This window comes from Nocardia sp. NPDC051900, from assembly GCF_044452545.1.
GTDB classification, from domain to species: Bacteria; Actinomycetota; Actinomycetes; order Mycobacteriales; family Mycobacteriaceae; genus Nocardia; species Nocardia sichangensis.
Map to the genome: position 1 here is coordinate 194,662 of NZ_JBITBU010000005.1, position 12,340 is coordinate 207,001.

Genomic DNA, 12,340 nt, shown 5'->3' on the forward strand with positions numbered 1-12,340 from the left:
CCGGTATCAGCTGGCAGGCGCACCGTCTGCTGGGGTGATGTGTTGCCGCGAGGATGACGAGGACCAGCGCGGCTGCTGTGTGGTCGCGAGCCTGTCGAAGCCGAAGACTGTCGGGACGGCGGCGAGCGCATTGCCTGTCCCATGGTCCGGCGGGGCGCGACAGGCGGCGGTCCGTGCGAGTGGGACGATGGGCGGCGTGTCTGCTGTCCGTCGATTTCCTGTGGTGGCGGATCTGACGTGGGTGACGGCCGGTGCGATGACCGCGAACGTCGCAGGGTATCTGCTGCAATTGCTGGCCGGGCGGTGGCTTGGCGTCACCGGGTACAGCGAGTTCGCGAGTCTGCTCGCCGTCCAGCTGCTGTGCGCGGTGCCCGCGCTGGCGTTGCAGAACGTGGTGGCAAGGGAACTCGTTCGCGGCGCGGGAACGGCGGCGCTGCGCGGGCTGCAGTGGCGCTGTGCGGTGATCGTCGCCCTGGTGGCCGCGGCGCTGGTGCCGCTGGTCGCCGTCACGTTGCACGTCGGGGTGGCCGCCACCGCGGCGGCACTGGGTGCGGCGCCCGCGCTGGTGCTGTTGTCCGGCGAGCAGGGCGTGCTGCAGGGCAGCAAGCGGTTTCGAGCGCTGGGAGTCGTGCTCGGCGCCGCCGGGGTCGCTCGGGTCGCGCCCGCGCTGATAATCCTCGCGCTGGGCGGCGGTGCGACGCTCGCGCTGTGGGCCGCCGCATGCGGCATCGCGACGGCGGCAGTGTTGGCCAGGATCGTCGCCGGTGCGCCGTCCGCGCGCGCCCGAAACGAACCCGGCGAGATCTCCACGCCCGGGGTGCTGCCGGTGCTGCGGGCCGCCCAAGTGCAGGCGGCGATGATGGCTCTCTCGTCGGCGGACCTGATCGTGGTCCGGATCGTGCTCGACGACGTGGACGCCAGCCGTTACGCCCTCGGCACCATCGCCACGAAGATCGCCTTCTGGCTGCCGCAGGCGGTCGGTGTCGTGCTCTATCCGCGAATGGCGCAGCCGACGCACTCGGCGAGCGCGATCCGGGCGGCGCTGGCGGTGCTCAGCGGCATCGGTCTCGTCGCCGTGCTCGGGGCCGCGCTGGCCGCGCCGCTCGCCCCGCTGCTCGCGGGCGAGGACTATGCCCCGATCCAGGGCCTGCTGTGGTTGTTCGCGTTGCACGGCGCGCTGCTGGCCGTGCTGCAAGGCGCGGTGCTCTCGGCCATCGCCGTCGACCGCACTTCCCTCGCACTGGTCACCTGGCTGGGCCTGGTCGTCGAAGTCACCCTGATGCTGTCGCTGGCCCGCTCGATTCCGGCGCTGATCACCACGGCGGTATCGGTCGCGGCCGCCACCACCGTCGTGGTCGCCGTCATGGTCCTGCGCGCGGCCGACCACACGGCGCGCCCCGAACCGCTGCGCCCGGTCGGCTGACCGAAACGAATTCGGCTCCCCCGCCGGAGGGCGGGGGAGCCGAATTCAGGAACGCTCAGCCGGTCAGGGCTGCTTATCGATCCGAATCTGTTCGGTCGGCGCGTCGTCGGCGCCGCGGTTGATGCGCGGGGCGGGGCTGGTCGGTGCCGAGCCGCCCGGACGCTGGAACGGGGCGCCGCCCGCCCGGGCGGGCGTCGGAGCCGAGCCGCCGCGAATGCCGAGAACCACACCGACGATCAGCGCGATCACACCGAGGACGCCCAGGATGATCGGCAGGATCCGGCCGTACAGCGACAGCTTGTCGATGTTCTCCTTGGCCACCGACAGCTGCGACTCGATCGTGTTCTCGTCGAACACCAGGTGCGACTTCAGCGCGGTGACCTCCGGCTTGTCCGCGGTGCGCGAGTAGTAGAGGTGGAGCGCCTCGCCGCCCTTGACGACCGTGCCGGTCTGCGGCTCCACCCACAGGTCACGGGTGTTGGTGTAGTAGCGGGTCATGGTCACCGGGGCATCGCCGCCCTCGACGCCCCACTTGGCGGCGGGCAGACTCAGCCGGTTGGTCGGCGCCTGCACGACGTCCCAGAGGCTGGTGGCGGGCACCGACATCTGGAAGTGGTAGACCTTCGTGTTGTTGATCTCGGTCTCTTCGATGAAGTTCGCGTCGAAGGTCTTGCGGACGTTGAGATCGAAGTACGGGTAGGTCTTCTTCTCGGTGCCGATCGGGAATCGGTACTGCAGACCGGTGTGCTGCACCGGCTCCGCGAGGCTCTGGCCCTCCAGGTTCGCGGTCACCGCGATCGAGCCGTTGGGCTCGGTGCTGACGGGCTCACCGGTCACCCGGTCGATGGTCACCCGGTCGACGGTCGCGGTGAGCAGGCCGGTGTCGCCCTGTTTGTCGATGCGCCGCAGCGTCTGGCCCGCCTGCACGGTCATCTGGTGGGCGTCGGCCGGGTCCTCGACGGTGAGGAAGCGCTGCGAGACCAGCGGGACGTTGGTGTCGACCTTCGCCGAGCCTTCCGGAGCGGTCAGCGACTTGGCGTCGAGTACCAGGCTGTCCTCAGCCTGCTGGTTCGTCGCGATAGTGGTGATCTCCAAATCGAGGGGAGTTTTCGCCAGTTTGTCGACGGTGTAGGTCGGGATCATGATTGCGGCGACGATCAGCAACGCGCCGAGACCCACGAGCAGGCAGGCCACCGTCCTTCTGGTACCGGCACTCAGTGCCATGCAAACTCTCCTCGTCGTAGAACACAGGTCGCTCCGGCGAGTACTGCGGGCACGCCGCGGCACTCGTGAGCCCCGACACTAACAGTCCGATGTCGTACCATGCGGCGTCGAGGCCGGAAACGGCCGAGAAATCGCCCGAGTCTAGCGCGAAATCTGAAACGTCGGGTTATCAACTGTGGACCCGCCGAGGCAGACTGGAGCCCGATGACCGCAACCCTGCCCAGCACCGCGCCCGCGACCGAACGGGTGCGCCCCCGCGCGTTCGTGCCTGCCTTGGAGGGCATGCGCGGTATGGCCGCCCTCGGTGTGCTGCTGACCCATGTCGCCTTCCAGACCGGCGCCGCGGGCACGCCGGTCGTCGGACGGGTGTGGGGCCGGTTCGATATGGCGGTGGCGGTGTTCTTCGCACTGTCCGGTTTCCTGCTCTGGCGTCCGCACGCGGCGGCGGCGCGCGGACTCGACACCGCCCCGCCCGTGGGCTACTACCTGCGGCATCGCGCCGCCCGCATCCTGCCCGCGTACTGGGTGGTGGTGTGCGCGGTCCTGGTGCTGCTGCCCAGCGCCGCCGGAACCGCGGGCCTTCGGGTCTGGGTGTCGAACCTGGCGCTGTTGCAGGTATTCGTGCCGCTGACGCTCACCGACGGCCTCACGCAGATGTGGAGCCTCTCGGTGGAGGTGGCCTTCTATCTGGTGCTGCCGTTGCTGGCGTTCGCTCTGGTGCGCCTGCGCGGACCGGCGGCGCGGTGGCGGGTGCCGGTGCTGGTCGCCGTCGCCCTCATCAGCCTCGGCTGGAATTTCATTCCGGTCCCGACACCCGACGCGATCCACGCGGACAACTGGCTGCCCGGATATCTGCCCTGGTTCGCCGCTGGCATGCTCCTCGCAGAGCTCGCTGAACATAGCGTTCGGCTATCACGCTGGTGGAAAGTCGGCGGGAATCAGCCGCTGATGTGGACCGTCGCGGCGGTGGCATTCCTGCTCGCGGCTACCGATCTGGCCGGTCCGGCGGGTCTGACTCGGGCCGAACCATGGCAGTACGCGGTGAAGATGGGGCTGGGCGCGATCATCGGCTTCGCGCTGCTCGCGCCGCTGGTGCTGCGGGACCCGGACGCGCGCGGGCATCGCTGGCTGGAGTCGCCGGTGGCCGCGACGCTCGGACGCTGGTCCTACGGCATCTTCATCTGGCACCTCGCGGTGCTGTCGATCGTCTTCCCGGTGTTCGGCATCCTGCCGTTCCAGGGCGACTTCGGTTACGTCCTGGTTCTCACGCTCGCCATCACCCTTCCGGTCGCCGCGGCCAGCTATGCACTGGTGGAGGAGCCGGTGCGGCGCTGGGCTCGCCGCCGGGACCGGGTGCGACGGAGCTCCGAACCCGAGCCCGCGCCCTGATCGGCGGTCCCGCCCGAGGTCAGCCGTCGAGTTGCCGGTGGATGTCCATCAGGTGGTGGCGCAGCTCGTGCAGGGTGTGCACCGCCAGCCAGCGCAGGGAGCGATCCGCGGGTTCGGGGTAGAGGAAGACGAGGGTGCGTTCCCAGTCGTCGTCGCCGAGTCGTTCCAACACGTTGGCGAACAGCAGGGCGGCGTCACGGATCTGTCGGGCCACGTCGGCGGGGTTCTGCTGGGCGTAGCCGTCGTGCTCGACTCGTTCGTCCCGGCCCATCGCGGTGATGGGCGGGTTGTCCGAACGGCGAGCGGCCAGCACGCGTTCGCGCTGGGCCAGCAGCACATCCCGGACGTGACAGGCGTACTCCAGCGGCGACCACACATCGGGCTTGCCGCGCTCGCGCAACTTGACGCTGTCGGCGCCGAGCAGGTCGGCGTATTCCACGGCGTGCTCCCGCGCCAGCGACGGCACGTCGGCCGCCGAAGCCAAGTCGTAGACGAAACCGCATTCGGCACAGGTGTTCACGCGTGGTCACGTTAGCAACGGGCGCTGTTGCGGCGCACGGCGAATGGGCGTCTTGTCCAGCGGCGCCGCCGCGCGTTCACGCGGGCCGAGGTCGCCGGCCGGCGCGCGGGCCGAGGGTCAGTGCTCTCCGGTCGACGGATCGGTTTCGTCCGGCCGGATCGCGCCGGGCCGACCGGCGTGTTTCGGCCGAGGCAGCGCCGCGATGCCCACCGCGATGATCGCGAGCACCGCGGGCAGCTGCACCAGCACGGAGCCGCCCATATAACGGTCGGGCGAACGCCACGGGCCCGTGGACAGCGCGGCAGCGGACAGCATGGCGCCCATGCCCGCGACGACGACGAGCGCGCGCGGAGTGACAAACCGCGTGAAACGCGTTGCGGCCAAGGCGATCACCGTGGCGGCACCGCCCACCGGACCCGCGATCACGGTGGCCGCGCCGGTGAGCCCGATCGCGCCCATCCAGCGACGGCCCCAGGTGCCGGGCACTTCGGTGCTCGAATTCGCCTGGTCGGTAGGCATACCCGCGGCAGGCCGCGCGCGGCGGGGAACGGCCAGCACCGCGAGCGGAAGGAGCAGCAGCAATCCGCCGAAGATGGCGAGGCGATACCACCGGTCGACCGGGAAGGTGATCGTCACCGGGCCGGTGGCATCGGCAGGCAGCAGCCAGGCTTGCTGCCAGCCGTCGACCACCACGGGTTCGAGCACGCGCCCGTCCGCGTTGGTCGCGCGCCATCCGACATTGGTGCTCAGCGGCAGCACGAGCAGGCGGTCGCCCGCGTTCGTCGGCGGTGCGGCGGCGGCTTCCGCCCCGGTTCGGTTCAGGCGCAGGCGATCCACGAAGAATAGGTCGGTCGGACCGACCGCCACGTCGGCCCGGCCTTGCGGCAGCGCGAGTTCCGGTGTGTCCGCCTCGTCCGTACACACCCGGGCGGGAACCGGCGCACCGGACCGCAATTCGCCGACGGTGGCGGTGACCGTGGTGCGCAGCGTCCGGCCGCCCGCGTCGATCGTCGGGCCGAGTGCGCACGGGACGGTGATCTCGCGGTCCAGCGCGGCGGCCTCCGGGTAGTCCGGTCCGATGACCGTCACCTCGGCCAGTCCGGGCGGCTGGGTCTGGACGAAACCCAGCGCGGTCTTGTCCAGCACCGGCCGCCAGGTCCGCATGCTCAGCTCGATGCGGTCGGTAACCGTGGGATGCAGGGAGATCCGCGTCGGCGTGCCCCGGCCGTCGTCGTCCAGCTCGCGCACCTGCGGGCCGTCGCCGAGGTTCACCGTCACCGAGGTGGGCGCGGCGGGCAGACCGCCGAGCGAGGGAGTCAGTTCGAGGCCGGTCACCAGCGTGGGCTCGGGCAACTCGAGGGTGAGCGTCGGCCTGCCTGCGGTCGGCTCGCGGACCGAGTCCTCCGGTGCGGTCCAGCTCGTGCGCGGATCGCCGTCGGTCGCGGCGAATGCGGCCCCGCGCAGGTCGCCGACGTCGGCCTTGCCCCGGGCCACCGGCCTGGCGTGGTCGGTGAGCAGCGCCTCCAGTGCTGGACCTTGCCGGGTTCGGACGGTCAGTTCCGGGGCGACCGACATCGGTTCCGGGACGGTCAGCGTGCGCTGAAACGCCCCCGGTTCCTCCGGGGCCAAGGCGAGACCTTTACTGCAACGCACCCGGTCGGGCGCGTCGAAACAGGCACTGCGGCCGGGGAATTCCTGACCGAGATCCCATCCCCGCATCGGTGCGCCCGCGGGAGCCGACGGCACCACGGTGCGATGCCTGATGTCGACGCGGACGGGCGCGTTGCGCGTCGAGTAGTCGTCCAGCGTGAGTTCGCTGATCCCGAACTGCCCTCCCGAGGAACCGTTCTCGGTGCGAATCGCGGTGATCTTCAGCCACTCGGTGCGGCCTGCGGGGAGGGAAACCGAGACCGGCGCGCCGGGTTCGGGCACCCGCACCGAAACGGTGCCGTTCGCGGTGCGCACCTCGATCCATTTGACCGGGTCGCCGATGGCGGCCGAACTGGTGGTCAGGTTCAGTTGCCCGGCCTTGATCGGGTGGTCGAGATCGAGCCAGAGCCATTGGCCGAGGGCGTGCTCGGTGCCGTTGCTGATCCACGCGGTGGACGGATCGCCGTCGACGACGGCCGCGGTGGAACTTCCCGGGGCCGCGCCGCCGAGCTGGGTGGCGTCGGCGGCCGAGCTCGACGCGGTGACGGTGGCGCCCGACCACTCGCCGCGCACCAATTCGGTGCCGGGCACCGGATAGTCGGGGACCAGGTTGAAGGTGCGGCGCGCGTCGTCGGGTGCGCGCAACGCGGAGTTGTGGTTGTCCACCCGGCCGAAATCGGCTTCGCGATCCATCGGCGTATCCGTGACCGTCACCGGGCCGAGCGGCAACCCGGCCTCGGTCGCGTCGGCGGCGAGCAAGGCGGGTGTCCGGGCGAGGCCGGGATCGCGGCGCATCCGCTCGAGCACTTCGGGGCCGCCCTGGATGACCGGGACGTCTCCGAGCGGGACGGTGTACGCGCCGGGGAACGCCTCGGGCGCGCCGGTGCCGCTGCGCACTTCCGCGGGTGTCCCGTGGCCCGGCGCGTCCACCCGGTAGATCTCGATCGCCTGGTACGGCGGGCGCAGGTCACCGTCGGCCACCAGATCGTCGGCGATCACCGCCGATTCGATGGGGTTGCCGAACTCGGCCACTTTGTGCAGCCCGGGCGACCCGTCGAGCGCCTGATGGGCCAGCATCGGCCGGGTCGAGCGGGAGGTCTCCGGATCGAGGTCGTTGCGCAGGACGACGACGCCGATCCCTTGGGCGCTCAGCGTCGCGGCCAGTCCGGCCGATGGCCTGCCGTCGGCGATGAGCCGCTGCACCGAATCCATCGCGCGGATGGTGCCGGGCGGGTTCAGCGGCACCGCGTCGCGGATCGCCCACGGCGTTCGGGCCAGCGCTTGCAGTGGTTCGTCGCGCGTGAGTCCCCAGACCTGACTGCCGAAGGGCGCGCCGGGCACCACCAGGGCGCGCGTATCGGCGGCGTTGTGCTCGAGCCAGTCGGCGGTCTGCTGCCAGTACGCGGGTACCCGGTCGTAGGCGCCGCGCGGGGCGAGTTTGCCGGTCCAGGCCAGCGAGGTGGACAGGGCCAGCGCGGTGAGGATCAGCGCCGCGATCGCGACCGCGCGGTCCCGCTCCGGGTGCGCGAAAGCGCTCCGCCAAGACTTCAGCGGTACCGAGGCGGGCAGCGGAACCCGGGCCAGCAGCTGCGCCAGCCCCAGCACGAGCGGGATGCGGATCAGCGGCTCCAGCTTGTGCACGTTGCGCAGCGGGGCGCCGCCGGAGTCCAGGAAGACGCGCACCGACTGCGCGAACGGTCCGCTCAGTTCACCGACGAACCCGGCGCTGATGCCGACCAGCCCGACACAAAGAATCAGAACGAGCCTGCCGCGATACGGCATGGACCGCAGGGCCAGCCCCGCCATGCCCGCCGCCGCGACCAGCCCGGTGGCCAGCACTGCCGCGGGCTGGGTGACCAGCACCGCGCCCGCGATGCGTTCCGGCGAGACGAACGGCGTCCAGCTGTCGGTGCCGCGCAGCACTTCGCCGAGCGAGGCCCACTGCGTGGTCACGCCCGAGGACTCGATGTAGTCCAGGAACGGCGGACTCACCTTGCCCAGCAGCAGCAACGGCACCGCCCACCAGAACGTGGCCAGCATCAGCAGCGGAACCCAGGCGGCGGTGAAACGCCACCAGCGGCGGCTGGGCCGATAGGAGCCCGATCGAACGCCGTCGGACGCAGTCCGCCCGCGGCCGATCGCCGGATAGGCAGCCGCCCACCACAGCAGCGCAGGCAAAAAGGCGGCCACGGTCGCGACCGCGTTGACCGAGCCCATCAGAGCCAGCGCCAGCGCACTGCCCGCGGCGGACTCGGCCCCGCCCCGCCGCCGCTCGCGCCCGGCGACGCCGAGCGCGGCGGGCGCGAGCAGCACCCACGGCGCCAGCATCATCGGCAGCGTCTCCGAGGAGATCGACCCGACGGTGGTCAGCACTCGCGGCGACAACGCGAAGGCGAGCGCGGCGACGACGCGTGAGCCGCGCGTGCCGATGCCGAGCGCCTCGCACAGGCGCACGATCCCCCAGAATCCGGCGAGCAGCAGCAGCGCCCACCAGATCCGCTGCGTCACCCAGGCGGGCGCGCCCAGCAGATGGCCGAGCGAGAAGAACGCGCCGTGCGGGAAGAAGTAGCCGTAGGCCTGGTTCTGCACCTGACCCATCGGCGCCTGGCTGCTCCACAGATGGCTCGCGCGTTCCAGGAAGCCGAGCGGATTCTGCGCCAGGTCGTATTTCGTGTCGGCGACCGTGAGTCCGGGAGCCTGCACGAAGGTCAACAGGAACGCCACGACGACGGTCGCGGCGAACCAACGTCTGCCCAGCGGCGCGGTGCTGTGCTGCCCCGGCGCCCCGGACGATCCGAGCGAGTCGGCGGGTGAAGCGGAGGTCAGCGGGTCAGCGGCTGCCGTACTCAACGTTGTTCAGCAGCGAGGAGTCCTTGTCGCCGCTGCGATCGATCTCCGGCCGCGAGTTCTGCTGGACCGCCATGGTGATGAGGAAGACGCTGAGCACGCCCAGCACGGCGCCCGCGACGGCACTCGCAACACCCGGGACAGCAAACTTCATCGCGGTACTCCAATACGTCGATGCAGGCACGTTCCCGGCCAACCTAGCAGGGCGTCCGGTATTTGTATGCGTTCAGGCCGCCGAATCTCCGCTGGACGCGCCCGGCCGACGCTGGAGCGCCCGACGGACTGCCCGGAAAGCGGCCGCGTCAGCGGGCCGGGAGAGCGCAGTGCAGCGCGCCGAGCAGGGTGCGCAGTTTGGCGGTGGTCTCGTCGAGTTCCGCCTGCGGGTCGGAGGCCGCGACGATGCCGCCGCCCGCGTACGCCCGCACCGCGCGACCGTCGGCCGAGAGTTCCGCGCAGCGGATCGCGACCACCCAGGCGCCGTCGCCGTCGGCGTCGCACCAGCCGACGGCGCCGCCGTAGAAGCCGCGGTCGTCCTCGAGGTGCGTGATGGTGTCCAGCGCCAGGTCGGTGGGGGTGCCGCAGACCGCGGGTGTTGGGTGCAGCAGCAGCGCGAGGTCCAATGCCGTGATCGTGCTGTCGCGCAGCCGCCCGGTGACGGGTGTCGCCAGATGCCACACCTCATGGGTGCTGATCAGTTCCGGGCTCTCCGGAATCGACAGCTCGGCGCAGACCGGCGCGAGCCGCTCGCGGATCCAGTCGATCACGAAGGCGTGCTCGTCCCGATTCTTGGTGCTCGCCAGCAGTGCCCCGGCCTGAGCGGCGTCGGCTTCCGGATCGGCTCGCCGTGGCGCGGTGCCCGCCAGTGGGCGCAGCGTCACCTTGTCGCCCTGCCGGGCGATCAGCACTTCGGGCGTCGCGCCGACCAGCGTCGCGCCGGGGCGTCCGGCGGGGGTGAGATCGACCGCGAAGACGTTCGCGTGCGGATGCCGGGTCAGCAGGTGTCCCGCGACGACTTCCGGGTCGAGCGCGGACTGCGCCTCGGCCAGCACCGACCGCGCCGCGACCACCTTGCGCAGCGGTTGCGCGGGATCGTTGAGCTGCTCGACCAGCTTGGTCACCCGCGCCACATGCTCGGCCGGGCTCGGGACCTCGGTCACCACGCGCACCGGCGGCAGCTCGGGCAACGCGGCGGGCCGCCATGGACCAGCGGTGTGCACGGCGCGCTCCGGCACGCTCAGCGCGGCAGGCTCCCGTGGATCGAAGGGCAGCGCGCCGACGACCAGCCGCGCACTGCCGTCCAGCAGCGCCGCCCGCGCTCGTCGCGCGTCGTCGAAGCAGACCCGGGTCCCGTGACCACGAACAACCCCGTCGGCCCGGGCAAGCAGGAACCCATCCATGCCCCCAACGTAACCCCGTCGCCGCGCCCCACAGCGGTGTAGCGATCCATATCTCACGCGAGTGCGATCACGAGTTCTTGCCGGGCGGGACGAGCAGGACCGGGCGGTGGCAATGCTTGAGGACGGCGTCCGCGACGCTGCTGTGCAGCAGCGCGCGGATGCCGGTGGCGCCACGGGTGCCCGCCACGATGATGTCGACGTCCAGTTCGTCGGCGCAGTCGACGATGGCGTTCCAGATGGTGGTGGCGCATTCGGCGGTGCGCGCCTCGGCGTTGAGACCCACCAGTTCGGCCAGCCGCACGCCCTCGGCGTTGATGGCGCGCGCGTCGACGTAGGCGATGTCCTCGATCTCGTCGTCCGGCACCCATTCCGGTTGCATCACTCCCGACAGCCCGGACAGGCGAGCCGCTTGCCGCACCATGGGCTCCCAGGCGGTGAGCACGATGGCCCGGTCGGCGGTGAGGAATCGCCCGGCGTATTCGACAGCGCGCTTGGCGTTCTCGGAGCCGTCGTAGGCGATGAGCATCAGATCGCAGGGCACGATGACCTCCTGGAAAGGACGCACGGCGACACCTCGAGATTACCCCTGGAGGCCCGCGTCGAGCGCTTGTTTTCGGGGGTCTACCTGCAGGTTCGCGGCCGCACCCGAGTTGCCTGCTCGGTAGGGACGTAGCGACTGCGGTCGCGCACGTCGCGGCGAGTACGGTTGACCTCTATGCGGAAGACGCCTCTGCTCGTCCTCGCCGTACTCGCCGCGGTCGCGACCGCCTGCTCGAACGGTGGCTCCACCGAGTCGGCCCCATCGAGCACAACCACCACCACGGACGCGACCACCGCCGCGGTCCCCGTCACCAGCTCAGCGCCGCCGGACTGCAACGCGGGATACCTCGCGCAGTTCACCACCCGCCAGAAGCTCGCCCAGTTGCTGACGGTCGGCGTCACCGGCGCGGCCGACGCCACGAACGTGGTGCGCAACGAGCAGATCGGCGGCATCTTCGTGGGCGGCTGGACCGACCAGGCGCTGCTCGCCTCCGGCCAGATCGAGCAGGTGAAGCAGGCTGCCAAGGTGCCGCTGATAGTGACCATCGATGAGGAGGGCGGCCGGGTCTCGCGGGTGCGCGACCTGATCGGCGCGGCGCCCTCGGCGCGGCAGACGGCGCAGACCATGAGCCCCGATGAGTTTTATAGTGCGACGCTGACCAGGGGTCGCGCGCTGAAGAATCTCGGTGTCACGGTGGATTTCGCTCCCGACGTCGACGTCAGTTCCCAGCCGGACGACTCCGTCATCGGCGACCGCTCCTTCTCCGACGACCCGGACGTGGTCACCCGCTACGCGGACGCCTACATCCGCGCTATGCGCGAGGTCGGCGTCGGCACGGTGATGAAGCACTTCCCCGGTCACGGATCCGGTTCGGGCGACTCGCACACCGGCGCGGTGCGCACTCCGCCGCTGGACCAGATGCAGAACACGGACCTGGTGCCGTTCCGCAATCTGATCGGCTCGGGCGCGGCCGTCATGGTCGGTCACCTCGACGTGCCCGGATTGACCACACCCAACGTCCCGGCCAGCATCAGCCCGGAAGCGATGCGTTTGCTGCGCGAGGGCACCGGCTATGGAGCCGCGCCGTTCCAGGGACCGATCTTCACCGACGATCTCGGTGGCATGGCCGCGATCACCAGCCGGATGTCGATCGAGGACGCCGTCGAGGCCGCATTGGTCGCCGGCGCGGACAGCGCCTTGTGGATCACCACCGACGCGGTGCCCCAGGTGCTCGACCGGCTGGAGCAGGCGGTTTCGAGTGGGCGACTGCCGATGGCCCAGGTGGACGCTTCGGTGTTGCGGTTGGCCGCGTACAAAGGTGCGTTGCCGCGCTGCTGAGGCGCGCCGCA

9 protein-coding genes are annotated in these 12,340 nt (G+C 70.9%); 3 read left to right on the plus strand and 6 right to left on the minus strand.

Going from position 1 to position 12,340, the window contains the following annotated elements:
* Window positions 1–187 precede the first annotated feature (187 nt).
* Window positions 188–1,423 (plus strand): polysaccharide biosynthesis protein, encoded by a 1,236-nt coding sequence (locus ACIA5H_RS10095; protein WP_397075269.1) that lies wholly within the window; start codon window positions 188–190, stop codon window positions 1,421–1,423.
* A 63-nt stretch (window positions 1,424–1,486) separates the two neighbouring features.
* On the opposite strand, the gene ACIA5H_RS10100 is transcribed toward ACIA5H_RS10095, so the two are convergent.
* Window positions 1,487–2,647, minus strand: coding sequence for a DUF3068 domain-containing protein (locus ACIA5H_RS10100; RefSeq protein WP_397075271.1), 1,161 nt, complete (start codon window positions 2,645–2,647; stop codon window positions 1,487–1,489).
* A 204-nt stretch (window positions 2,648–2,851) separates the two neighbouring features.
* Here ACIA5H_RS10100 and ACIA5H_RS10105 point away from each other — a divergent pair, with 204 nt between their 5' ends.
* Entirely contained in the window at window positions 2,852–4,036 is a 1,185-nt protein-coding gene (locus tag ACIA5H_RS10105; RefSeq protein ID WP_397075273.1) for an acyltransferase family protein, read from the plus strand.
* A 19-nt stretch (window positions 4,037–4,055) separates the two neighbouring features.
* Here ACIA5H_RS10105 and ACIA5H_RS10110 read toward each other — a convergent pair whose 3' ends face one another.
* The 5 genes from ACIA5H_RS10110 to ACIA5H_RS10130 form a co-directional block, all read right to left on the minus strand.
* A complete protein-coding gene (locus ACIA5H_RS10110; RefSeq protein ID WP_379250094.1) occupies window positions 4,056–4,475 on the minus strand; it encodes a DinB family protein in 420 nt (139 codons plus the stop codon).
* A gap of 198 nt (window positions 4,476–4,673) precedes the next feature.
* Window positions 4,674–9,056, minus strand: a complete 4,383-nt coding sequence (locus ACIA5H_RS10115; protein WP_397075275.1) for an alpha-(1->3)-arabinofuranosyltransferase — start codon at window positions 9,054–9,056, stop codon at window positions 4,674–4,676.
* Window positions 9,037–9,207: a DUF2613 domain-containing protein gene (locus ACIA5H_RS10120; RefSeq protein ID WP_083880942.1), complete on the minus strand. Its 171-nt coding sequence runs from the start codon at window positions 9,205–9,207 to the stop codon at window positions 9,037–9,039. Before ACIA5H_RS10120 ends, ACIA5H_RS10115 begins: the two co-directional genes overlap by 20 nt.
* A gap of 148 nt (window positions 9,208–9,355) precedes the next feature.
* Window positions 9,356–10,450 (minus strand): isochorismate synthase MenF, encoded by a 1,095-nt coding sequence (locus tag ACIA5H_RS10125; RefSeq protein WP_397075277.1) that lies wholly within the window; start codon window positions 10,448–10,450, stop codon window positions 9,356–9,358.
* 67 nt (window positions 10,451–10,517) lie between these two features.
* Window positions 10,518–10,991, minus strand: coding sequence for a universal stress protein (locus ACIA5H_RS10130; protein ID WP_364424870.1), 474 nt, complete (start codon window positions 10,989–10,991; stop codon window positions 10,518–10,520).
* 174 nt (window positions 10,992–11,165) lie between these two features.
* On the opposite strand from ACIA5H_RS10130, the gene ACIA5H_RS10135 reads away from it, so the two are divergent.
* Window positions 11,166–12,329, plus strand: a complete 1,164-nt coding sequence (locus ACIA5H_RS10135; protein WP_355071361.1) for a glycoside hydrolase family 3 N-terminal domain-containing protein — start codon at window positions 11,166–11,168, stop codon at window positions 12,327–12,329.
* The last annotated feature ends 11 nt before the right edge of the window (window positions 12,330–12,340 follow it).

Coding starts and splice junctions, on each gene's coding strand:
- ACIA5H_RS10095 (WP_397075269.1), top strand. CDS start 188: ATGGGCGGCGTGTCTGCTGTCCGTCGATTTCCTGTGGTGGCGGATCTG.
- ACIA5H_RS10100 (WP_397075271.1), bottom strand. CDS start 2,647: ATGGCACTGAGTGCCGGTACCAGAAGGACGGTGGCCTGCCTGCTCGTG.
- ACIA5H_RS10105 (WP_397075273.1), top strand. CDS start 2,852: ATGACCGCAACCCTGCCCAGCACCGCGCCCGCGACCGAACGGGTGCGC.
- ACIA5H_RS10120 (WP_083880942.1), bottom strand. CDS start 9,207: ATGAAGTTTGCTGTCCCGGGTGTTGCGAGTGCCGTCGCGGGCGCCGTG.
- ACIA5H_RS10125 (WP_397075277.1), bottom strand. CDS start 10,450: ATGGATGGGTTCCTGCTTGCCCGGGCCGACGGGGTTGTTCGTGGTCAC.
- ACIA5H_RS10135 (WP_355071361.1), top strand. CDS start 11,166: ATGCGGAAGACGCCTCTGCTCGTCCTCGCCGTACTCGCCGCGGTCGCG.